Origin of the sequence: Sporocytophaga myxococcoides DSM 11118 (assembly GCF_000426725.1) — a bacterium.
In the GTDB taxonomy this organism is placed as follows: Bacteria; Bacteroidota; Bacteroidia; order Cytophagales; family Cytophagaceae; genus Sporocytophaga; species Sporocytophaga myxococcoides.
Genome location: NZ_AUFX01000013.1, coordinates 65163 through 89972 on the forward strand (window position 1 = coordinate 65163; position 24810 = coordinate 89972).

Genomic DNA, 24810 nt, shown 5'->3' on the forward strand with positions numbered 1-24810 from the left:
TCTTGTATAAGTCAAATGTCTTATCCAATTGCCTTAATGTGATTTGGGATTAATGAAATCTAAGGAGAAACGGGATTCTATGAATTTTCAGAACCTGATATTGCCCTTATCGCAACCAGTTTTGTTTAGTTATTTGCAAACCTGTTTTTATTAATTTCTGATGCCACTTTAAGTTCAATAAAAACAAGTCCGCAAATGACTATAGTTTCCATTGAGAAGTAAGTGATACCAGCAATTGTGAGTATCGGGTGATAAACTATTATAAGTCCAATAGTCAAAACACAGTAAAGTAAGTTTGAAACACTAATTGCTATTATGGATGAGATCCGGTTTTCTTTTAAGAAAAAGTAACATGCAATTGAATATATAGAAAAACATGCTGCTATTACTGAAAGATAAGTCAATACTATTATGGGCATTCCGATGTATTCATTAAAATTTCTCGATAATACAAATAGAATAAATGCAGTAAGCATAGCTCCCAGACTGTCTGTTAAGAAAAGTATCTCAGGCTTTTCTGTTAGGTAATATATTATGTCTTTTACTTTTTTAATCATTAAGATGTCAGGTACTTTGACTGTGATATAGTTATAATATTATATTTTGAACAAAATTTTCATTCTCAGACTTTTTAAATTCTGCCACCAATGATTGAACACAATCAATTACCAGATTTAAGGAAAAAAACTATTTTTGGGTATATCCTATGTATCATCAAATCGTATACATCAAAGTTCTATTGAGCATAACATTCAAAGTAAAATTACGCTGTGGTAAATTAAATAATCAGTCAATTCCTATAGCGGGATTCCTTTAAAATGAGAGAAAACATCCTTTGAATCCAGCATAAATTTAGCTTTCATTCAATAAATTGAGTCAATATTCTTGAGATTTATTTCCTCTGACAAAAACGTTCATTGAAAATTAAGCGTTTACAAAAAATGGTTAAGAATATAATGGAGTTAGAAAATTTCTATAAAATATGGGAAAAACACGCACTTCTCCATATTTCCCCTCATACAGAAATCAAAAGTAATTTCGATTTATTCAACAATGAACAGTTTAAGAAACTGATGGCGAATTCGCCGTTTGTGACATATATAATTAACCATGTTACTTCGAAATATGAATTCTTCAGTGATAACTGTGAAATGGTTATGGGGTACAGCTCTGAAGAATTTAAAGAAAAAGGTGTGCCGCTAGGTATGAGCATTACCGACCCTGAATATTCTGATCACGTTGCAAATTTTCTTATTCCTAAGGTATTTGAATTCGCGGAAAAATATGCTAAGAATCATGAGCTTTACAAACTAAAATTCTCTTACAATTATAAGATCAGAAAGAAAGATGGTACATCTATCTGGATCTGGCAACAAATGACAATTCTTGAAGCAGATGATAACGGAAATCCCTTACTCACAATGGTTCATTTGTCTGACATTACACATATGAAGAAAGATAAAAAGGTAGACATATGCATTAGCAAAAAGTTGGAAAAAGAATATGAAATCATTTATGTCGCAAGTTATCCGGAAGACTTTACAGAGGAACTATTATTATCAAAGAGAGAACTTGAAGTATTAAGTCTCATAAGTAAAGGCGAATCTTCAAAATGCATAGCAGCAAAATTACATATAAGCATATACACAGTTAATAATCATCGTAAGAATATGCTGGAAAAGACAGGTTGCCGAAACGCTTTGGAATTAATAAACTATGGCCGAAGTAAGTGTCTGGCAATAGTTGACTTGTAACAGGTTCATCATAAATTAATTATGATTCAGAAATAACATTTTTTAATCTATACTTTTTATTATCAGGCTGATCCTCTTTTTACTATCCTATTAGAATCTTTTTCCATCTTTTAATTTTTCAACAGTTATAATAATCTTAGAAAAAATGACTACAAATAGCTATTTCCACAAAGCTCATATTCCGTTAATTTTGATAAAGTCAATTACGCATTATTCAGTTAAATCAGTTTAAGCAGATGCTAACTAATTAAAAATGAATAAAGACTATTTGTTAACCTGGGATATTTTTTGAACATTTTTTTTGGGGAGACTGGGCTGCAAAGTTCAGTCCCTCCTTTTTAGTAAATAAGAGATTGAATATTTTATATCTAATATTATATAAATCAGCCAACAATATAATAGGATAATTATTTGTTCCTGGCTTTACCTGTTGATACAAAGTATAATACAATCAAAACAACTGCTGCAATTGCAAATACTTTTGTTATTACTTCCAGACCAAATTCACCTGAAAGCAATCCGGCAAAACCAGGAAGTAATGAACCTCCTAACATAGCTGCAGAGATTTGTACACCTATTGCCGTTGCAGCATGTTCTTTACCTACTCTTTCAGGAGTCACGGAAATAAGACTTGGAAACACGGGAGCATTCGACAAACCAATAATTATGATTCCAAGAAGCGTTGAAAAATTATTAATATCTAAAGTAATAAGAAACGCCCCTCCTACTATTCCCATAAGAGCAGCTTTTATAGACTTGTGTACTGTAATTTTTGTAAGAACGATACCAGAGAATATTCTTCCTATCGTCAGACTTCCCCAATAGGTGCTTGTCCAAAGCCCTGCCTCTTCCGCCGCTATTCCTCTTGACTTAGTAAGAATAGTAAATACCCACTGGCCGAATCCTTGTTCTAACCCTGTATATAGAAAGAATATGACCATATTGATCCAGATAATCGGTAACTTCAATGTCTGTAGATATTCAGCTCCCGAATGATGTTCTTCTTCTTGCAAAGCAACCTGCCAGTATTTTTGTGTAAATAAAAATAAGACAGAAAGCGATATTTGTATGATGGCAACAGATATATAGCCATGATACCATTGATAATGATGGGCAAGTAAAAAGGTAACTAGAAGAGGTCCTGCTGTGGCACCAACCCCATAAAAAGCGTGAAGCCAATTCACAGTGCTTGCATTAAAACGGGAAGCAACAAATGTATTGATAGAAGAATCAATTGCTCCCCCTCCTGATCCCAAGAAAAATGAGGCAATGATGGCAAAATGCCAATAATCAGTTAATGCATATGTAAGCAAACTAAAAGCTGTTAAAAGACAGCTGAGCATTAACAACCTCCCTAAGGATAACAGTTTAAGAATTTGTCCATTTGTGCTACTTGTCAAAAGATATCCTGTAGTAAAACATACTAACAATATTCCAAGGGTGTCAAGTGGGACATCAAACTTTGAACTCATGAAAGGCCACGCTATTCCAAGTAAACCGTCAGGAAGACCTAAACTTATAAAAGCAAGATACATTACCAGTATCACAAAAAATGATTTACTCTCTTTAGGCAATTTATTCATTAGATGAAACGATTGTTCTTCCTATTTTTGAAATTTACAACAATTGCATTTCTAATAAAGCACCTTGTTACTACAATTGTTCTTAAACTACTCTAAAAAGAAAATCTTCCCTTGCCATTGAGAATCAATAGCCATCGAATAGTAAGGTTTATTGAAGATGACAAATGGATGAAGCTTCTACTTTGGTTTTGGATATCATCTTTCACAATTCCATCTTAGTTAAAAAAATAGCCAGCCTTTGCAACATTGCAACAAGCCGGCTATTACAAAAATAAAGGTTCCTTAGGTTTATTTTATAAGAATTTTTCTGCTAGTATATTGATCTCCCAGGTTCATCTCGAGCAGATATAATCCTTTGGGAAAATCTTTCATTAGAATACCTGTGCCATTTGATACTCCTTCCAATACCTGCACTCCATGACTATTATGTAATCTATATGAAACATCATTTGTAATATAAAGGATATCATCAACTACAGGATTCGGATAAGCGTTCAGAATATACTTTTCTGATTTCTTATCATCATTGCTGGTAGGTTCTTTATCTACTACAATTGTTTCTACAGTATTAGTAATTATAGGTGAATTGTAATCAAAATATATTTCTGCCTTATTGGAAAAACTTTGTCCTACTGCTAATGAAGGGGTAGCTTTTACACGAAAGCTGACATATCCGCAGCTATTGATCTTATTGGTATTGCTGTCCGGTAAAAGGATATTTGAAAACGTAAAATAAACCTGTTGATTTTTGATTACAGGCTCACAAGGATGTGATGCACTGATCATTTCAAAAGAGTTGTATAGAAGTTTATAATCCAACAGATCTGCGATAACGACAGTAAAGGCAGTATCTGTTCCTGTATTCTGGAAGCGAATGGTATAATCAATATATTCCTCATTTATTAATTGATCCGGAGTGATCTTTGCCGGACCTTGTTTGTCATTAGGATCATAGGCCCCCCGGATGACCAGGTTTAGAATATCCACATTATTCTCAGGAGTATGTTCTTTCAATTCATCAGCATTTACCTTTGCTTTCAACTCAAGAGTATTACCCAGCACAGCATCGGAAGACAGGTTGCAGTAAACGATAATGGAAAAATTATCTCCAGCAGGAAGATTGGGATAATGCCATGTTAATTTGTTAGATTGAGTTGTTGCCTTATCAGAAACTGAATCAATTGATAAGATATCAGGAAACTCAAAACTCAGGTCTGCAGGCGAATCCAGAGAGCCTGTATTTTTTATATCGATTTTAAAAGCGATATCAAACCCGGGACGTGGAAAGCCAAAGTTAGATACAGAAACTTCTAGATCTTTTACCAGCTCCGTTGGATATATTGCAATATCTTTGATAACTCTCTCTCCGAACCCTTTTGTTGTAATAGTTTCAGGAGTACTAAAATAATATGGAATGCTGGTGGAGAGCATATAAATATCAGGTTTATTCACACTCAATTCATAATATCCTGAGTCATTGCTGAACGTATACACTCCGGCAGAGGCAATAAATACCTTAACCCCTTTCCTGTAAAGTTCCTCAGAATCTTTTATCCCATTGTTATTTATATCCACAAATACTTTTCCGGAAATTAAAGGAAAAGACTGACAGTTATACCTATCCACTGTAGGATCACATAAAGGCAAATAAGATGTAATTCCCGCAGGTTTATTAGGAATGCAACGCAGATACGTCTGATCTGTATTGAGCAGCCCCAGATTAGATGGCAGATAAGGAATACAGGTTAAAGGATTACTATTAACCGCCAGAATTTTCAGGGAGGAAGGCAGAGATGGTAAAGACTTAATTGAATTCATTCCCAGGTCAAGATATTGAAGATTCTTTGGTAATGAAGCGATTGACTCGATCATATTCCCCCTCAGATTCAATTCTACTAATCCCGCAGGGAGAGCAGGCAGCACCCTTATCTCATTAAATGAACAATGAAGGTATTTTAAATTAGGTGGCAGAAAATTAAGGTCTTTAAGAAGGTTAAATCCACAGTAAAGAGATTCCATTCCAGTGAAATACTGCATTCCTTCCAATGACTTAATATCTTGGCCTTCAACCCCTATTCCAGTCTTGGTCGAAGCACAGACTGTGTCCAGCAAATTTCCATTAAAACAATCAGGAAAATATTCTTTTAGAATATTGCGGAGGTTAGTATCTGGAACTGAAGCATATTGCGCATTTGCAAAAGTTGTAAACAGGATAAAGAAAACGGTAAAGAGGTATTTCATACGAAAGTCAGTTAAATGATTTATTGAGATCATTATACTGTAAAATTATTTTTTCGTATGCTGAAATCTTTTGTTTTCAGTCTGTTATTCGTCTGAAAAAAGTTTTTCTGGACAAATTTGTATAAAAATCAAGTAGATAAGATGTAGAAATCAGAGCTAATTTCAAACTGTAGATTACTCTAAACCTTTTCGAAAAGACGCTGGAGTATGTCCTGTTACCTTTTTAAATGTAGAAAAGAAAGAAGCCCTGGAACTAAATCCAGCCATTTCAGCTATGGCTTCCAGTTTTAAGTTCTGGGCAGAAGGTTCTTGCATGATTCTCATGGATTCCTCCACCCTATACTTATTGATAAAATCACTAAAGTTAACATTGTATTGCTGATTAATGAAATGAGATAACTCTTTTGGATTAATCCCTACAGACTCTGAAAGAAGGCTGAGATTAAGTTCCTGATTCCTGTAAACTTTTTCTTTGTCAATGACTTGAAACAGTTTTCCTTCTATTGTATTGATCTCCTCGAAGGTATAATTTTGTTTTTTCTTAGTGCTTACAGAAGTTGCCTCCTGATATACATCAACAATAGCATTATTGGCAAATACTGGATTAAAACCAATACATTTCTTCAGGATAAGGAGATAACTTATTAATAGAGTTATGGGCGATATAACAGAACTTCCTACTGGAGAAGAGCCCACCACTAAATATCTGATAGTATGAAGAATCATAAATAAGCTACAGAAAATCAACATAGTAGTGAGAAAATCATAAATCCATATAATTTTCGCTTTTTCAGATTCCATGATTTGATGGCTGTTCTTTAAAAACTTCCTGATATAAGACCAACTATAATAATGATATACGCAGCCATGCAGCACAATAATGGTTCGGAACGTATCTGGCATTCCATAACCTGAAAACCAATAACTTGAGCCCGAAGCCATGCTTGAAGTCATGAATGTACCTATACTCATTCCTAAGGCCAATAGAATTGCAAGTATAAAATGAAGAATGATAGAACGTTTTACGATGTGAGTCCATCCAGTGTGCAAGCGGCTAAAAAAATAAACTGAAGGTCCTACCATAAAGGCAGGAAATGAGCACAGATAATAGTATCTCAGATTCAAAGCACCAATATAAACAGCAAGATTAAAGGTCATTGCGATTCCGAACAGAACAAAATAGAATCCGAATACAATATTGCTCCTGGTATTATGCTTATTCCCCCAAAGGATAAGAGTGAAAATCAATAAATTCAGGATACAGAATGAATAGCAACCTGTAACTAAAATATTCATGATGGATTAGTTATGACGTAAACAAAAAACTTTATGTTATAAGAACACCATTTGGAACTTATCAGGATTTGTATTCAGTCCCCTAATTATTTTACATAACGTTCTATAATCTCTGTTCCTTCAAACGGTCCCAGTAAGCAAATATTAGAAAAGAAGGAAACTTTCTCTCATTCAAGTATGAATACAAGGTTCTCAATTACTAATGAAACCGTATGCAACGAATAGAACGCCTGTTGAGTTTCATCGAGCGAAATAAGGAGTCTTTATATTTATCAACACAATGATGAATTCAAATATGATATGACCCAATCTAGTTCTAAGCGATACTGAGCACACAACTAAGTCCTATGCGGAATTAGAATTTAAGTTTAATGATATTCTAAAGATGTGACAAATTTTATTTTTGTTAAAATGCTTTCGTATTAAATTTCTTTATAAGGGATTTTCTCCATTCAAATATGAAGTTAAAATTAGCTGCTCCTCAACGTAAACGAAGTTATGTTTACTCTTTCAACCTGAAAGCATCAAGAAGTAGATCATCTTGAGATAGATGTTGAAAGAGTAGGCGGGAAAATTTTTAACAGACCAGAAAAATCTAATAAAAGATTTAATGGTGTTGGCTTTGCTGATCTAATGGCTAAATTTTTAATATCTTAGGTATGAAAGTAAGTTGATAAATGCAATAACAGAAGTCATAAAACATCTTACCTTAATAGTACTTCTCAACACAGCAGGAACGATGGATAAATAGTCTGCAACTTTTTATTAAACATCTCCGTACTTATAATTTCTTATTATAAAATCAACTTATAATAAGAGATCTGAAAGATGCTAACCTCATAGATCCTCCCCTCTTTATAAAACACATTCCATGATTCCATGAGGTATCTATTATTCATAATATTAATCTGGCAATCACTTCATCCAGCCTTGTGGGACAAAAGACTTATTCATTTCACAACCTTTCATCAAGTACCTTTACTTTCATATATAATGATGCTGCTGGGCATTTATTAATGTACTATACTTTACATATGTTATTAAGAAACATTTTAAATTATAGTTCCTGAATATTGAGGTATAACCTATTAAACATTTCCTTCGTTTGTTTTCCCTGTGATGAATAAAGTATAAATCACAAGAATTAATTAACTAACCAAACAATTTACTTTTTATGAAAAACTATTTACGCAAATTAACCTTTGTAATTTTTTTACTGAGTGTTTCTAAACTTGCTTCAGCACAAATCAGTTTTGGTCCGCGACTAGGCCTTAACTTTCCTACTGTTGCAGGAGTAAACAACAATGCAGGTTTTAAAACAGGTTTCCATATTGGTGGATATGCAAGAATCAATTTTACAGAAGCTATCTCTTTCCAACCTGAGTTGTTGTACTCTACTAAAGGATGTACATATGTCAACGGTGGCGGTGGATTGTCCCTGGGCTATCTTGACATTCCTTTGCTTTTTAACTTCGGTAAAAAATTCCATTTCCAGGCAGGAGCTCAGCCGTCTATACTATTATCTGCTAATAGTAAATTCGGCAGTGGTGCACCTAAAACTGATGTAAAGAGCAGCTTGAACGGCTTTGATATAGCCCCCGTATTAGGTTTTGGCTTTCACTTTCAGAATGGATTTAACTTTGGCTTAAGATTTTCTTACGGTGTTTCGGATATTTTCAAGGACAATCCCGGAGATGCTCAGCATAACTTTAATACACAACTTACTTTCGGTTATTCATTCGGAGGAAAGTAATCAGAACAAAACTTTATATGAAAGCCCCGTATTTAATCCATACGGGGCTTTTTAGTTCAGTAAGATAAAATGATCCACTGCAAAAAACTTAATAATACTCCATCAACTAAGAACTATTTAATATCTATAGTTAATGCCCTTAAGTAATGTATGCCCCATTGCATCTAACTTCAATGTAAGTAAAATTGGCAGTTCAACTGAACACCTCTTGGCCCTAATGCGCCATTAAAATACGATATTGAAAATCTGAAATTTCGTTTTATCCGGTGCTCCCTTGCGCCATTCTCAAGCAATAAAAAATACTTGTCCGGATAAGCTTTTGTCGTGTATCATTTTTTTTGACATACCTTTATTTCTCAATCCATATTCTTTATATCCCTGAAATGAATCGCCGGAAAAGGAACATTGCCTATTACAAATTGTTGTGAATATAGATACTACTTATTTTAAAAAATAAGGTGATTTATTCGTGGAGATAAAAATAAGGAGATCGAGCGTATGTTTGGAATTGATAAGAATAAAGGAAAAAATGGACACCAGCAGCAGGTGAAGGATCAAAATGAGGCTGAGCAGAATAAGGAGGGAAAAGAGAAAGACAATATTGCAAAAACAGATAAACCCAAAAATACAGACAGCCAGCAAAGGCCGCTCCAGCAAGTCCGTCCGTCGGGCAAATCGGAAGCGCCAGATACTACGGCCACTCTGCAACCGGTAGCAAATGCCGAACCTGAAGATTGGTTGGGTTCCAACCGAGATCCTGACGTAATGCTTTCCGTACCAAATGTGGGAATTGACCATATTGGATTAAACGTAAAGAACCTGCATGCTCACATAGACTTAAATGCAAAAGTCCTTGATCTGGTACAACTTCATGTAGGTGCAGATGTAGGAATCGAAGAGGTAGATCTACAGATCGATAACGTGCGTGTTCAGGCTATGCTTAAAGTAAAGTTAGAGAAGGTTCGAGAAATCGTAGGAGATGTTGTTGGCTTATTAGACCACCATCCGGAAATCCTTAGCGACTTAACGGGAGGTCTCGGTCGAGGGCTTGAAGGTGCTCTTTCACGAAAGCCTGGTTCAGAGAATCAGAATCAATTAAGCAGTCAGGAAAAGCAACAGTTGCGGAAGCTACTTCAACAATCTGAAAAGAAAAAAGAATCTAATAAGAATCAAGAATCTAATAAGAATCAAGAATCTAATAAGAATCAAGAATCTAACAAAAACCCGGAATCAAGTACAAGCAAAAAAATAGAATCGAACAATAACCAAGAATCAGGCAAGCAGCAGGATGATGCTAGTTAACATCACACCATGATGTTAAATCTAGTCTATCGCAAATTTATTACAAATACAGCGATTATATACCGTTCAAGTCGGTTTCACTCTTAGTTACTCCTATCTCTTGAAGATCATGTCATTCCTTCAGAAACAGGATTTTGTTAAAGTTCGGATTAAAGATATAAATGAATGAACCTATTTAAATAAGTAGAAAGTTAAAAGCTTAAAGTTTTTTTCTTTCTACTTTATTCTTTTATGCTCTCTACATTTTTTATACCCTCTACCTTATGATCAAGAAACTGACTTTACTTGCGAATAGTACATTCAAAAGAGAATGAAGTTAAAGTTCTATATTATTAAAGAAGTCTAAAGTAGAAAGTTAAAAGCTTAAAGTTTTTATACTTTACTCTGTTCAACTTTACACTTTCAACTTTATACTTACACTATTACTTTAACCATTATACATTTCGCCCAAATGGCGGCAAAAGGAACATTGCCAATTACAAATTGTTGTGAATAGTAAGTACTACTTATTTTAAAAAATAAGGTAATTTATTCGGTGGAGATAAAAATAAGGAGATCGAGTGTATGTTTGGAATAACTAAGAATAAAGAAAAAAATGAAGACCAGCATCAGGTGAAGGATCAAAATGAGGCTAACCAGAATAAGAAGTCTACAGAGAATGACAATGTTGCAAAAAACGATAAGCCCCAAAATACAGATAGCCAACAAAGGCCACTTCAAAAAGTCCGTCCTTCGGGCAAATCAGAAGCCCCAGACACAACGGCAACCCTGCAACCAGTAGCAAATGCACAACCGGAAGACTGGTTGGGTTCCAATCGCGACCCTGATGTAATGCTTTCGGTGCCAAACGTGGGGGTCGACCATATTGGATTAATCGTAAGAAATGTGCATGCCCACGTAGATTTGCATGCTAAAGTCCTTGATCTGCTGGAACTGCAGATTGGTGCCGATGTAGGTATCGAAGAGGTAAATCTACAGATCGACAATGTGCGTGTACAGGCGATGCTCAAGGTCAAGCTGGAAAAGGTTCGAGAGATTGTTGGCGACGTGGTGGGTCTTTTGGATAGAAATCCTGAAATCCTTAGCAACCTTACAGGAGGTCTTGGAAGAGGATTGGAAGGCGCTCTGAACCGCAAGCCTGGTGGTGAAGAAGATCAGTTGAGTGATGAGGAAATGACAGAGATAAGAAAGCTGCTACAGGAATCATCTGACGGGGAACAGAAAGATGATTCTGAATAAAAACTTCTATTGACTCTTCTGTAAGGAAAATTCGTTTTAACATTCTAAGTCCTTTATACTTGATAATTGTTGATTACCTGAAGCTTTAACAAACAGCAGAAAAAAGATCAAAAAGAAACCCATATTAGTCAAACCTACTTTAACTAAGTATTTGATGGATGTAAAAAAATATATAATAGAAAGTGCGGCCATAATTGTCCGCACTTCTTAGTCATAAATTATAATTCAGTTACAAAACCAGGAATCTCTGCTCAGAGCAAGAAAAAGAAATTAATGAGCTGCTTTCTTCTCATTTTATTTTCATTAACATACAAACCTTATATCTACCTTAATATTTCCTCGATACCTTAAGCATAAAATCTTCTTTAAACTTTATTTAAACGAAGAACTGATTATAACAAAATATAAAGATTAATAATCATTCCTAAATAAAATTTCTACTGTTGTTAAAACACAGTTCATTTAGATAGACCCTTCATGTGAACTAAGCCAGAGAGCAAAGACATTTCTCGCCATCATTTTTTGTTTCTTTTACCAGACAGGAATTGCGAAAAGCTTAGGTTTTAGCATTATACTTTTAGCTTTTTACTTTTAGCCTTATACTTTTAAAAACATCCTGAAAACTTAGTGGTTTGCGATATATGGAACCAAGTATTAATAATACTAACTGATATCATGATCGAACTTGCATTTGATAAAGAAGTAAGTGTACCTGTAGACTCGGTTGAGTTAAAAGGAAATCTTATTATTCCCGAGAAAGCAACAGGAATTATATTATTTTCTCACGGTAGCGGTAGCAGCAGGCTCAGTCCAAGGAATAATTTTGTCGCTAAGGTTCTCCAGGAAAAAGGCTTAGCAACATTCTTGTTTGATCTGCTTACCTTTGAAGAAGATCAAAATTACAACACGAGGTTCAATATTTCTCTACTTACGAAAAGACTCTTTCAGATTTGTAACTGGCTTAAAGAAAATGAAAGAATAAAAGACTTACCAATAGGATTGTTTGGCTCCAGTACTGGTGCCGCCTCTGCTCTAAGTGTTGCTGCAATGACGGGTGATAGGATAAAATCCGTTGTCTCGCGGGGGGGCCGTCCCGATCTTGCATTTCCTTATCTGGAAGAAGTAAAAGCTGCTACGCTGTTTATTGTCGGAGGAAATGATCAGGCTGTTATTGAATTGAACGAGGAAGCTTTTGCACTTCTAAGCTCAGAGAAAAAAAATATGGTTATTATTCAAGGAGCTACACACCTGTTTGAAGAATCCGGAAAACTGGAAGAAGTTGCCGAGCTGGCAGGAAACTGGTTTAAGGAATATGTGAAATAAAAGCTAAATAATTAATATCTAATACATGTAGAAGAACTCAGACCTTTCCATCTAAAAAGCCAAATACTACCAATTTCCGATGGCAGATTGTATAGCATCCCTTTGTTGTTGAGACTAATGAAACTAAACGAAAGGTTCATGGTTTTACAGAAAATAAAGTTCAGCAAACTATAATAACACCATTTGACGATTTAAATCGGACAATTATGAAGTACAATCTATTAGTTGGCAGAATTCTTTTTTCTTTAGTTTTTTTATTGGCCATAATTCGAAACTTCTCATCGGAGGCTGTAAAAAATGCATCAACAGCTGGTGTTCCTTGGGCATCTATAGCTGTACCTTTAAGTGGAATTATCGCATTTCTTGGTGCGGTTAGTATCATTATCGGATATAAAGCAAAAATTGGTGCATGGTTGATTGTCCTGTATCTACTATCTGCAACTTTTATAATGCATAGGTTTTGGGCAGATACTGACCCAATGATGCAAAAAATGAAAATGATGAATTTTATGAAAAACATTTCGATGCTTGGCGGAGCCTTAATAATCAGTTATTGGGGCGCTGGTCCACTCAGCATAGATAAGAATTCCAACTTTAAGTAATAACCAATAATATTATATGTACGGGAAAGACACAGGTCGGATTTTTACTAACAGGGAAGATGCAGGTATCCAGCTGGGGAATCAGTTGTCGGGTAAATTTAAAGACAAAAACGCTTTGGTACTCGCAATACCGAGAGGTGGTGTAGAAGTAGCTTATCATGTTGCTAAAATTCTCAATGGAGAACTGTCTGTTGTTATCTCCAAAAAACTTCCTTATCCGGGTCAACCAGAACTGGCGTGTGGAGCAATTGCAGAAGATGAGTCTGTATATCTTTCCGCTCTGGGAAAACGTTTGGATGAATCAACTATTAAAGCCTTAATCAAAGATCGGCTTCAAGAGATAAAAAGAAGGATATTGGAATACAGGGAAGGTAAACCACTTCCGAATATGAAAAACCGCACAGTCATTATTGTTGATGATGGTATAGCCACAGGGTCTACAATCGTGCCGATCCTACAATTATGCCGAAAACATGAAGTATCGGAACTAATTGTAGCTGCCCCTGTTTCTGGCAACAATTACGCTGATCTTATCCATGACCTGTCAGATGAAGTAATTGTGCTGGAGATACCTTCCTCCTATTATGCAGTGGGTCAGGTATATGTTGACTTCCATCAAAACACAGACGATGAAGTTATTTCTTTCCTTCAGAAATTACCTTCTTCCAGATAAGTTAGCTTGGATATTTATATTACAAAGGACTATAATAAGATTCATGAAAAGTTCATACTTGCATTTCGGCGGAAATTTCATAGAACAAGCAAGAGGATTTTTAATTTATCTGAAAGAACGATGAGTAAATGAGCAATAAAGGCTTTGAAATAAGCATAAATGAAATTGTGGAGTTTTTATCAGATAGTAATAACTTTCCTGATAATACAAATAATGTCATGGTCAAGGAAACTCATATGTCCTATGTCTTCATCACAGATAAGTTTGTATATAAAATGAAAAAGCCTGTATTATTTCCATTTCTCAATTTATCTACCCTTGAGAAAAGGAAACACAACTGCTTGGAAGAAATCGCTTCAAATAAAACCCTCGCTCCTGATATTTACCTTGGTATAGTTCCTTTAACAAGGACTATTGCAGGATTGCAACTTGAAGGTAAGGGAGTAGCAATTGAATGGTTCGTTAAAATGATCCGTCTTCCTGACCACAAAATGTTGGATTATAAACTTCAGGAAGGAGAAATAACCATTGAAGAAATAATTTCCTTGGGAAAAAAGCTATGTGCTTTTTATAAGCATAGCTGGAAGAAAGAAATGCATGAGAAAGAATACCTACAGCGATTGAAGACTTTCTTAATTAACAATCTTGAAAGTCTGAAGCATCCTGCATTTGAGGTATCAAATGAAATATTAAACAGTATAAAATCACTTCAATTGAACTTTATAGCAAAAAATGAACAACAATTAGGTTTAAGGGCATCCAAAATAATTAAGGTCCATGGAGATCTGCGACCAGAACATATTTGTTTGCTAAATGAGCCGGTAATAATCGATGCCCTTGAATTTAATCCAGATTTCAGAATTCAGGATCCTGTTGAAGAGCTTTCTTATTTTTCCCTTGAATGTGAAATATTAGGAAATGACTGGATAGGAAGAAAATTATTGGAGGTTTATGAGAATGAATCAAATGACCATTATTATAAAGGAATAGAGACTTTTTATAAAAGTATTCGTGCAACACTTCGGGCTTTATCTTCTTTCCGCCATATTTTAGATGATCATAGAAAAGACATTATTGTATGGAAGGTAAAAGGGCAAGATTACTTAAAGAGAGCAAAGATGTACATTTCCTAATACTTTAATCAATAGCTTAATTCTGTTAAAGATTCATTTGTATGTAGCCTCCGTATACACTCTGCTACCAAAGGCACCGTATCGAGAATCACTACTTTTTTCCCCTTTAATTCTTCATTTATTCTTATATTAGGAATGGAATTAGTAATTACAATTCTATCCAGTGCATTTGATTGAAAGTTGACATTTGCAGTTTCACTGAAAACTCCATGTGTAGCTGCTGCATATACTTTTAAAGCTCCGGATTCTTTACATGCTGAAGCTGCCCGAGAGAGAGTAGTTCCACTGCTGATCAAGTCATCTATGATAATTACGGTCTTGTTCTTCACATCGCCAACAAGACTACTTCCACTCACAATACCCTCACTTCTTTTCTTTTCCATAAAGATAACAGGAAATTCTTTTTGCAATCTTTTACTCAGGCTTATGCGGAATTCATCTGCCCTTTTCATTCCTCCAGCATCAGGAGACATAATAACTATATCTTCATTCGCAACCAGGGTCAAAAAATAATCGGCGAACAAAATTTTGGCTTCAAGATGATCAGTGAAGCAACGAAAAGAATTCTGAAATGCCTGAAGGTTGTGTACATCCAGGGTTACCACATGATCAGTTCCCACGGCTTCAATAATTTGAGCAAGATATTTGGTCGTAACAGGGTCCCAATCTTTGGTCTTTCTGTCTTTCCTTGCATAACAGAGGTAAGGAACTATTAAAGTTATTTTTAAAGCACAAGCATCTTTTAACGAACCTATCAGAAAAAGCAGCTTGCACAATTTGTCATTCACACTCATCGTGCTTTCAGAAAACAAAGACTGGACAATATATACCTCTTTACCTCTTACACGTTCAAGTGATCTTATCTTATGTTCTCCGTCTTCAAATTCTCTTTCTTCATGTGATGCAACATGCATTCCAAGAATTCTAGCAACTTCTTTTGCGTATTGCATTCCGGTATTCAAAGAAAAAATTCTCACATTGTCCGTAATCATTGATTTGATATCTGCATGATTAAAACTTAATACTTATAAATGTGTTTCAAAGTTCTTTGATAGCTCTAATCATACTTTTTCAGATTCCTATATAATACCAGCCACCTTGTCTACAACATAGGTAAATACATCCTTTCCGAACTTTTTTGTTCATTCATTTCAAATTCTTCGCCCGGTAAATCGTATTCATGCTTTATATCTTACTGACAAATAGAAATGTTTTCTTAAAACTTAATAATTTCAATTCTCCTTAACTCATCATATTACTTAAACTATACAAAGTAATATTGGTTATTTATTAGTAGTCCAATAGTATTTATCGCCTTTAATTAAGGATAATGGATCATAAGATTTATAAGAGAAACAAGCTTCCTTTAAAAACCAATAATTTTTTTGATTATATACTTGATAATTCACAAATAGCAGCCATTTTTATTTTGGACAAGAATGGCATAATCCTTGGCATCAGCCAGGGTGTCTTGCGGTCTTATGGTTATTTCCCAGATGAGTTAATTGGCAAACATTTCTCAGTTCTCTTTATCGAAGAAGACAGGTTATCAAAGAAACCTGAAATTGAAATTGGCATGGTGATGAACCAGGGTTTCGCAACTGACTTTAATTATATCCGGCATAAGGATGGTACCAATGTATGGACAACTGGTGAAAGTGTATTTGTTAAAGATGATGACGGAGAAGTTTACATTATTAAAAATGTTCAACAATTAAATCAGGAAAAGCTTTTAGAAGATTTCTTAAGGGCTTCAGAGAAAAAACAAAATTTATTATCCGAAATTATCAACTCAGTAGAACATGGTATTATACTATTCAAGGCATTAAGAAATGAGAACCAGGAAATATTTGACTTTGAATATATACTTTTAAATACTGCAACGGAAAAGCTACTTGGAAGAAAGAAAGAAGAATTGATAGGAAAAAGATGGTTAAATGAATATCCAAATATGAAAGAGATTGGGAACTTTGAACTTCACGTAAAGACAATGACGACCGGAGTAACCCAAACTACAGAATTCAAATACGTCCATCAAGGATTTAATAATTGGTTTAAGAACAAATTTATAAGAGTCGGACAAGATAAATTACTCGTTACATTTGATGACATAACCCAACAAAAGCTTATTAATCTTACACTAGAAGAGAAAATCAAAGAAAAGACTGAAGAATATCTAAAAGCTAATCAAGAGCTTTTAGGAATAAATGAATATCTGGATCGCTATGCCTACGTAATCTCCCATGACCTTAAAGCTCCTCTTGCAACAATTGAAGGCCTGGTTCCCTTTATAGCAGAAGATTTCACTAATAAACCTATTGATGAATCTGGATTTGAAATGCTAGATATGATCAAGACTAAAACTCAGGATATGCGGAAAATTATAGAAGAAGTTTTGCAATCCGCCAAAAAAGAAAAGAGATCTAAAGAAGTCATTAATTTATATCATTTAGTCCAGGAAGTACTTGTAACCTTAAATCCCCCAAAGCATTTTCATATACTCGTTCAACATTCTTTACCTATCGTATCCTATAATAGAACGGCTTTGATGCAAATCCTTCAAAATATAATTGGAAATGCTATAAAGTATATGGATAAACAACAGCCACTGATTCAGATAACTTTTGAAGATCTCGAGGATTCCTTTCTGATATGCATAAAAGATAACGGGCCTGGTATTCCTCCGGAAAACTTGACGAAAATTTTTAACCCCTTTGAAACAGCACATACCAATAAAGGAATTGAAAGTTATGGTCTAGGCCTCTCAATAGTTAAACAGTTAGTGGAAGAGAATAAAGGTAAAATATGGGCGGAGAGTATTGTGGGGCAAGAATGTAAATTTCGCTTTACTATACTTAAATAAACCTGAAGCCCCGACATTCCTCCCTCTTCAGAAAGATTCCCAAGAATCATAAATCAAAAATTTTATAGCTAGGTGTTATATTATAAACATCTTTAAAAGGCCTTGCAAAAGGAGAATCATTATCATACCTATCAGAGTATTTCACTTCCCTTATAGTAGTTGTTGTTAGATCAATGAGATAAGCAACCTTTATCTTTCTTTGATTTTTAATGTAACCAGCCTGAGATACATTAGAAATGAGTAGTTCTAAAAACTTAATACTTATAACTTACACCACCTTTAAGCACCCACTGTACCAGTCTTAACTTCTCCAGCTCTCTTATAATTGGCAATAATAACGCCGCTTGGAGTAACAACACTTTCTGTTAATGTAAAAGCTGCGGGAATCGGGCCATTATCAAACAGCTTTTTCCCACTACCAAGAGTCACCGGGAAAATTTTGAGCCAGAGTTCATCCACCAGATCATTTTTAAGTAGTAGCTGAATAAGCTCGCTACTGCCCCAAACCTGAATAGCAGAACCATTTGAATTTTTAAGCTTTTTGATATCTTCCAGACTTGTAAGAAAAACTGAGTTTCTCCAATCTGACTTTTTGATGGTGTTACTCAAAACATATTTTGTGACATCATTGATACCTGGCCAATAGTCTGAATGTTCGGGCCAATAAGCTTCCCAGATCTCAAATGTTTTTCTGCCCAGAAGAAGATCTGCTGGTTCCATCTGCTTTTTCATAACTTCAGCAGAAACCTCATCATCAAAAGATGCCGTCCAGCCTCCATATTTGAAACCGCCGGATGTATCCTCTTCCGGCCCTCCCGGCGCTTGCATTACACCATCTAATGAGATCATAGATGAGACAATTATTTTCCTCATATCAATTACCTGTTTTAAAATTACCCTTGAATAACCTCTTCAAAATTGGTTTTGTTATGATACAAATATCACTAACAAAGATCCTTCTATAGTATTGTAAAAGCGACAATCTTAGTAGCTGATTACGAAACAATAAATTTATTTCTTAAAATTCAATTCCAACTACTTGAAACTTAATATAAGTCTCTATTTGAAGACCCCAAGCCCCAAATACTTTAACTTTCAAAGATTTACACAAAGATCTATTTATATTAACAAAACTTTTTGTTAAATAATGTTACTTCCCGGTTTTGACTGGGGGCTTCTTCCTGAAAATCTATCCCATTTTCGTTATTGATAATACTACCATTTATAACGATAACTCCAATATGAGAAAATATTTACTACTGATGCTTTGCTTTATCTTCTTTTCACAATCAATGGCACAAACTCCGGATTTTTCACTTGTTGGTTTTGCAACTCGAAATGGAGGTACTACTGGAGGTAAGGCTGAAACAACAGTAACTGTAACAAGCTATAGCCAGCTAAAAAACTATGCAAAAAGTTCAACTGCATATATTATTATGATTCAAGGCACTATTTCAAATGGAGCTGATGGCGGTTATGAGATATAAATTTTATTTGACAAAGCAATAGCTTCAACATAACCTTAGAGGTCAATGCCTAACTGATTATCTGACATATATGATTGTTTTTTTTAACCGGTTATAAAACAGATAAACATGAAGATATTCTGGATAACTGCTTTATCTTACGCTAAATTATCAGGTGAAAATTTTATGATTGTAACCAATGTTACATTAATAAAAAAAATGGTAAATTAAAAAACAAGGTCCTCAAGACCGAGATTTGATGAATTAAGGTTATAGATAAGGCTAACTCTAATTTTCTTAAACACAATGAAATCAAACAATTCTTAACCCATTGTAACAATAAAACGTTGAAACTTTAATCAAATATTAACCTACCTTACAATAGAATGAAGAAAATTAAATTGAATATCAGCCATCCGGATAAAAGCAGAGCCGAAGCATTTTTAAATGCTATAAACAAAGAATTAGAACCAGCTCCTTTTGATTGGAAATTATTGAACGAATCAACAAGAATAGTAGATGCTGTGAAAATGATCAATACAGATAAAACGCTTACTATCACTATAATTTTTACAGATTCTTATGGAGATGCAGATCATATAGCTAAGGCCAACCCTCTAGAAAATTCAACCCGGTGGGGATATAATGGCTCAATTATGTATCTTGTTGAATCATCTGACTCTGATATAGTAGATGAGGTTGTAAGCACTTTTGCCGGGAAAGAATAAATTTAGCTTATAACTCTACAATGGTTTCCTTAATGTGGCTTTTTCTCCAAAGTGTACCAGACAAAAATTTGAGCAAATGCAAATGCATTACTGTTTCTATGTTCGCTAAAGTTTCAGATAGTGAAAATTTAAACAATATAAACCTATATTTACCTTTAATCAGTTATAATTTAATTATTGAATACTTACAGACATTCTTAAACGCCAAAGTTAGCTAATAGATTTTTATTAATGATTAAAAAACAATAGAGTTGAGATACAATAAATTGTATCTCAACTCTATTGCTAGCTTTCTAAATGAATATGTTATCGTTTAATAATTTTGATAACTTTATCTTCTTTTAGTAGGTTAATTGCTATTAAGAAGTAAATATCCTGTGGTGATGTTCCACCAATTTGAATATCATTTCCCCCTTTACCTTTCTCCAGAATATTACCGGTTGTTACAGATACAAAAACCGCTACATCAGCATTAACCTACAACCATTAACAGTTATTGCACGTGCTAAATTTTATATGAGCAAGTTGGTAAATGAGTCAAGTTATAACTGTATGGTTGTTGTTCGTTTTGACCTATCAAAGAATTTCCATTGTAGTATTGAAGATTGCTTATTTCTGTACTATTGAAATTAGCATCAATCGTAATTAAAGAGCCATCACAACTCCTTTTTAATGATTTCATAGCCTTATTCCTTGATAATATTTATTACCTTTTCTTCCATATTATTATTTACTTTAAGAAAATAAATGCCTGCAGGTAATGATTCCCCTACATGAAATTCATGAGTTGTTATACCTCGCTCCTGAATATTTCCAATGGCATCCATAATAATAAATTCAAGTTCAGCGTAAGGGCTAATGACTAACTGATGATGGAATGGATTAGGATAACAAAGAGTTCTATCAATATCACTAGGACCTTTCAATGAAGTTATTACATTGTTTACTGTGACATTGATAGATTTAGAATTACTGCAATTGATTGCATCGATAGCTTTTGCAGTGATGGTATAAGAACCATTATCTACATTCTTCCAGTTGAAATTATAAGGAACTGTAGCGTCCTGCCCCAGTAAGTTTACTCCATTCATGAACTGAACATTGCTGATATTATTTCCTGATACCGAAACCTCTATTAAAATATCAGCAGGATTGGATGTAATAACAGAATTGTCAGAAGGAGAAGTAAATGTTATAGCAGGTTTTTCCTGGACAGTTACAGGTATTGACAAACTATTGCTGCAATTGTTGGCATCACTATAGCTCACCTTATACGTCCCGGATTGAGCGGGCTTGATATCTTTAAATGAAATCTCACGAACAGAAGAGGTAAAATTGTCTGGCCCCGTCCACGACCATCCGACAGAAACATCATAAGGATGAGGTCCAATTGTAAGACTTCCACCTTCACATAATGTAGCTGAACCTTGCGCCTCCCAGGAACCACCATTTACAGACATATAAGATTCTATAATTGGAAGAGCATTAACATTTACTGAAATACTGGCTCTTGGGCCTTCACAACCATTTAAAGTTTGCGAAACATAATAAGTCGAGGAGCCAACAATAGCAGTATTGGGAAACGGAGCAGTAGTGCTCGATGAACCTGAAGTAGCATCTGTATACCATTTCAAATCTGTTCCTGTTGCACTAAGAGCTGTAGCAACATCATTATGACAGTAAACTCTTGAAGGTATTACAACCGGTGCTGCAGTTTTACATGAACTTGTACAGTTTGGGTTTGAAAAAACGGAACACTCCACAGCAGTCTTAGTACCATTCGTCCCATTAATAATTGTATTACCCCAAGCGGATAAATTGGTACAAGCCCAATCGTTACACAAATCCAGATACTCAACACCACCACCATTTCCCTTTTGTGACCAAGCCAGCCATCCTACTCCACCTGCCTGACAAGTATTTAAAATAGTTTGTTCATCGATATCACAGGAACCATCAGAAGCATGCTGATACCCGAATTCTCCGACTATGACCGGTACACCTGAACTTTTGATCGTGTTAACTATCCCAATATTATCACCTCCTTTTTTCCATTCACAATACATATGTATGGAAAATAAAAGATTAGCCTTTTGAGTACTGTTGCTGGGCCCTCCAAGATAGACATTATCCGCACGCTGAATATCTTTTCCATAAGTCCTTAGATTGTAAGCATCGTCAATGTCTTGACCATACCCAACGGCATCTATAACAATTGTAGTAGAAATACCGGCATCCCTCATTGGCTTGATTGCATTGATTACAGCATCTCTCCACATTGTGTTCTTATTGCTTGCCGTTTGCCAGGTACCCCATTCATTTGCCAAATTGATAAGGATATGTTTCTTGATGTTTACCCCGTTGAAATTTGTATTATTAAAGAATGAAGCTTTGCTTGCCCAGAAATCTCCCATTGTCTTTAGAGCTCCTGCATCAGTACTACCTGTCACATCATGAAGCTCCACCATAGGAATAATCTTATTCTTTATACAGTTCACAACTGTCGTTTGCCAAGCATTATCAGAAGTATTTGTTTGTACCACAATACGCAAACAATTGGACTTTGTATTGTTCTTCAGTGCTGTTATGCTTCCATTCACATCATTGACATACCATGCCAGAGGAACATTCATCCCTTTCATAACAAAATTATTTCCACAAGCATCTATCAGATTCCCATTAACATTATTAGTAGTAAAACCCTGTGACATAGCCAGACATGGCAATAATATCAGAAAAACTGATCTTAATAAATTTCTCATAAGTTTATTCAATTTAGGTTAAATAGATTTCTTTGCTTTAGTCTAAAGTATAATAGTTATCTTTGGAAGATAGCGCACGAGCAAAATTTTCAATAGATAAATAAGTCAGACTATGCTGATAGATTAGTAAAAGCTTATTCAATATTATACAGTAGATTATAAATGGTGTATATGACTTATCCATCACTCTTTTTTACATGTACAATAAACTTTTCAAAAAGTCACACCGGATTAAAAAAATAAAATAAAAATTTTGCATGGCATAATAACAGTATTTGAGAAAAAATAGCAGTTTAGCTTTAGAAGTAAGAACTTATAATTGTTCTTCTGTTACCTTAATGTTGGTGTTTATGCCTGGTTAAAGAAGGTAATTGTATTACCTCTCCATTTTGCCATGAGTCAGCTCCAGGATTGACTTTATGAGCTGGTATATCTTCTCTATTCTTTCTTACTTCTTGTGTAGATATATCAAAATTCTTATCCCTCTTTGTAATAAGTGAATCTTCAAGCTGTCCATCTTTTGTAAATCCCATCATGAGTTGTGGTGAACCGTAAGGCAATTCCTTATCCTGATCTGTATGCCACGTATGCCAGGTCTTTCCATAAGAAGATACAAGTTTCTCCATAAACTCATGTTCTGCCAGTTGTGGAATTCCCGGAGCTATAAGCGTACCTGATTTAACTTCATGATTATGGCTGTGCCAAAGTTTCTTTTCATCATCAGGTAAACTTTTAAATATCCTCTCGGAGACAATATATTCCACTCCCATGATATGAGCATCTTTTACATTCCCGTCATAAATAATGCATTGAGTAACATCTTCATTAAGTACAGTGCAATAATGATGAGCTTCCATTTGTCCCTTCATATTACCATTGTAGAAATGAAATCCATCCATATAAACATTTATAGCATTAATCGGGGCTTTATTTTGCATTACATTAGTCCCTGTTTTAAGTACATCCTTTTTGATTGAATCTTCAACTCCTGGTTCTTTTACATACGGTTCAGTATTTTTACCTCCACATGCAGATATGAGTATTATAACAATAATGGAAATGTAATTTGAGCCTTTTAACATCTGGTTTGATTTAGACGAGCATAACACATAATAATATGCTTTGTTCAAAGTCCTTTGACTCCAAACTTTAAATCTCCTAATCACTCAATAACTCAAAGATGGAATAGTATTAACAGACTTCCAAAACCTTTTATGTTCATCTCCAGAATTAAATAAAATAGCCACTTCATATTGAAGAGGCAAAACTAATTCATAATGAAAATGTAATATTCACTGATAAAGAGATATAAATAACAAGGCCTATAAATGTCTTTTTTTATTTTGTTTACTTAAGTCTTCCATCAACTCTTTAAGCGGACCGAATGATCATCTCCGAAGGCTACAACTACATTGTCATTACTATTAGCAATAACCTCTGTAAATAATAGTAAATTGCAAACTGCATCATGCACAGCCGAAACACATTTGTCATTAAGAGATCTTTTAAGGTCACCCAGTTTGTCATGCCTTTTAGCATCACTTTCCATTTCTTTGAAAAATGCTTATCTGAAATATCCTGCATAACCTTAATCTTCTTGACATCCTTGTGTCTGATGCTTATGGAATGGTGCTGTCCATCATTATCTATAGCCTTTCGGCCATCTCCTCCTATGACATTCCTATTGTCTTGCTTGTCAAATTTATTCACAAAATCTACAAGGAATGCCTGAGTTTCATCATTAACAAGGGAAATACCATATCTGTATAGTTGTCTCGATCCTCAGGAAGAGGTGGATATTCTAATATGAACGATGTATTTTTAAGGTTCTCCTCCTTAATCGGAGACGAAACGTCCTTTCCTAACGGTTTATGGATAGTTCCCTGAAGTTTAATATTTTGCTTTCCCATAACAACTATTTAATTGCTATATATAACCCATTTCAGTCTTTCTCTGCAAAAAAAAATCTTGTACTGAAGGTATCATCTTCATTTTAAACCACTTTTACAAAATAGATTTTATCTATCTAATCATAAATAAATATAATTTTACTCTATAAACACTTTCGGGTAAGTTTGTACAGTATTATTTA

21 protein-coding genes are annotated in these 24810 nt (G+C 34.6%); 11 read left to right on the top strand and 10 right to left on the bottom strand.

Annotation, left to right across the window (positions count from 1 at the left end):
* Positions 1-125: 125 nt before the first annotated feature.
* On the bottom strand, positions 126-557 hold the full coding sequence (locus K350_RS0116455) for a hypothetical protein (RefSeq protein ID WP_037576080.1): 432 nt from the start codon (positions 555-557) through the stop codon (positions 126-128).
* Positions 558-941: 384 nt separating this feature from the next.
* Here K350_RS0116455 and K350_RS0116460 point away from each other — a divergent pair, with 384 nt between their 5' ends.
* Positions 942-1754 (top strand): LuxR C-terminal-related transcriptional regulator, encoded by an 813-nt coding sequence (locus K350_RS0116460; protein WP_028980849.1) that lies wholly within the window; start codon positions 942-944, stop codon positions 1752-1754.
* 407 nt (positions 1755-2161) lie between these two features.
* On the opposite strand, the gene K350_RS0116465 is transcribed toward K350_RS0116460, so the two are convergent.
* The 3 genes from K350_RS0116465 to K350_RS0116475 form a co-directional block, all read right to left on the bottom strand.
* On the bottom strand, positions 2162-3337 hold the full coding sequence (locus K350_RS0116465) for an MFS transporter (protein WP_037576083.1): 1176 nt from the start codon (positions 3335-3337) through the stop codon (positions 2162-2164).
* Positions 3338-3625: 288 nt separating this feature from the next.
* The gene (locus K350_RS0116470; RefSeq protein ID WP_028980851.1) at positions 3626-5578 is read right to left on the bottom strand and encodes a T9SS type A sorting domain-containing protein; all 1953 of its coding nucleotides are present in this window, start codon (positions 5576-5578) and stop codon (positions 3626-3628) included.
* Positions 5579-5752: 174 nt separating this feature from the next.
* A complete protein-coding gene (locus K350_RS0116475; RefSeq protein WP_028980852.1) occupies positions 5753-6874 on the bottom strand; it encodes a helix-turn-helix domain-containing protein in 1122 nt (373 codons plus the stop codon).
* 1174 nt (positions 6875-8048) lie between these two features.
* Here K350_RS0116475 and K350_RS0116480 point away from each other — a divergent pair.
* From K350_RS0116480 to K350_RS0116510, 7 genes are all read left to right on the top strand, one after another.
* A complete protein-coding gene (locus K350_RS0116480; RefSeq protein WP_028980853.1) occupies positions 8049-8627 on the top strand; it encodes a porin family protein in 579 nt (192 codons plus the stop codon).
* Positions 8628-9125: 498 nt separating this feature from the next.
* Entirely contained in the window at positions 9126-9929 is an 804-nt protein-coding gene (locus tag K350_RS31395; RefSeq protein ID WP_051313217.1) for a hypothetical protein, read from the top strand.
* A gap of 564 nt (positions 9930-10493) precedes the next feature.
* The gene (locus K350_RS31400; RefSeq protein WP_051313218.1) at positions 10494-11168 is read left to right on the top strand and encodes a hypothetical protein; all 675 of its coding nucleotides are present in this window, start codon (positions 10494-10496) and stop codon (positions 11166-11168) included.
* 675 nt (positions 11169-11843) lie between these two features.
* A complete protein-coding gene (locus tag K350_RS0116495; protein WP_037576085.1) occupies positions 11844-12491 on the top strand; it encodes a dienelactone hydrolase family protein in 648 nt (215 codons plus the stop codon).
* 206 nt (positions 12492-12697) lie between these two features.
* Positions 12698-13093, top strand: a complete 396-nt coding sequence (locus K350_RS0116500; RefSeq protein WP_028980855.1) for a DoxX family protein — start codon at positions 12698-12700, stop codon at positions 13091-13093.
* 16 nt (positions 13094-13109) lie between these two features.
* Positions 13110-13766, top strand: a complete 657-nt coding sequence (locus K350_RS0116505; RefSeq protein WP_081671041.1) for a phosphoribosyltransferase — start codon at positions 13110-13112, stop codon at positions 13764-13766.
* Between the two features lie 128 nt (positions 13767-13894).
* On the top strand, positions 13895-14899 hold the full coding sequence (locus K350_RS0116510) for a hypothetical protein (protein ID WP_037576088.1): 1005 nt from the start codon (positions 13895-13897) through the stop codon (positions 14897-14899).
* Between the two features lie 8 nt (positions 14900-14907).
* Here K350_RS0116510 and K350_RS0116515 read toward each other — a convergent pair whose 3' ends face one another.
* Positions 14908-15891: a ribose-phosphate diphosphokinase gene (locus tag K350_RS0116515; protein WP_028980858.1), complete on the bottom strand. Its 984-nt coding sequence runs from the start codon at positions 15889-15891 to the stop codon at positions 14908-14910.
* A gap of 338 nt (positions 15892-16229) precedes the next feature.
* Between K350_RS0116515 and K350_RS0116520 the strand changes: the two genes are divergently transcribed.
* On the top strand, positions 16230-17762 hold the full coding sequence (locus K350_RS0116520; protein ID WP_028980859.1) for a sensor histidine kinase: 1533 nt from the start codon (positions 16230-16232) through the stop codon (positions 17760-17762).
* A gap of 279 nt (positions 17763-18041) precedes the next feature.
* On the opposite strand, the gene K350_RS0116525 is transcribed toward K350_RS0116520, so the two are convergent.
* Entirely contained in the window at positions 18042-18635 is a 594-nt protein-coding gene (locus tag K350_RS0116525) for a dihydrofolate reductase family protein (RefSeq protein ID WP_028980860.1), read from the bottom strand.
* A 368-nt stretch (positions 18636-19003) separates the two neighbouring features.
* Between K350_RS0116525 and K350_RS0116530 the strand changes: the two genes are divergently transcribed.
* Complete coding sequence (locus tag K350_RS0116530; RefSeq protein WP_156027069.1) at positions 19004-19249, top strand: hypothetical protein; 246 nt, start codon at positions 19004-19006, stop codon at positions 19247-19249.
* Positions 19250-19614: 365 nt separating this feature from the next.
* The gene (locus tag K350_RS0116540; protein WP_028980862.1) at positions 19615-19956 is read left to right on the top strand and encodes a hypothetical protein; all 342 of its coding nucleotides are present in this window, start codon (positions 19615-19617) and stop codon (positions 19954-19956) included.
* A 505-nt stretch (positions 19957-20461) separates the two neighbouring features.
* Here K350_RS0116540 and K350_RS33115 read toward each other — a convergent pair.
* The 4 genes from K350_RS33115 to K350_RS32750 all read right to left on the bottom strand — a co-directional run bounded on the left by K350_RS33115 (position 20462) and on the right by K350_RS32750 (position 24267).
* Positions 20462-20638 carry an Ig-like domain-containing protein gene (locus K350_RS33115; protein WP_425423916.1) on the bottom strand — a complete coding sequence of 59 codons (177 nt, stop codon included), beginning with the start codon at positions 20636-20638 and terminating at the stop codon, positions 20462-20464.
* 4 nt (positions 20639-20642) lie between these two features.
* Positions 20643-22718: a cellulase family glycosylhydrolase gene (locus tag K350_RS31405; protein WP_081671042.1), complete on the bottom strand. Its 2076-nt coding sequence runs from the start codon at positions 22716-22718 to the stop codon at positions 20643-20645.
* Positions 22719-23053: 335 nt separating this feature from the next.
* Positions 23054-23800: an OBAP family protein gene (locus K350_RS29200; RefSeq protein WP_051313220.1), complete on the bottom strand. Its 747-nt coding sequence runs from the start codon at positions 23798-23800 to the stop codon at positions 23054-23056.
* Positions 23801-24081: 281 nt separating this feature from the next.
* Positions 24082-24267 carry a hypothetical protein gene (locus K350_RS32750; protein ID WP_156027070.1) on the bottom strand — a complete coding sequence of 62 codons (186 nt, stop codon included), beginning with the start codon at positions 24265-24267 and terminating at the stop codon, positions 24082-24084.
* Positions 24268-24810: the final 543 nt, after the last annotated feature.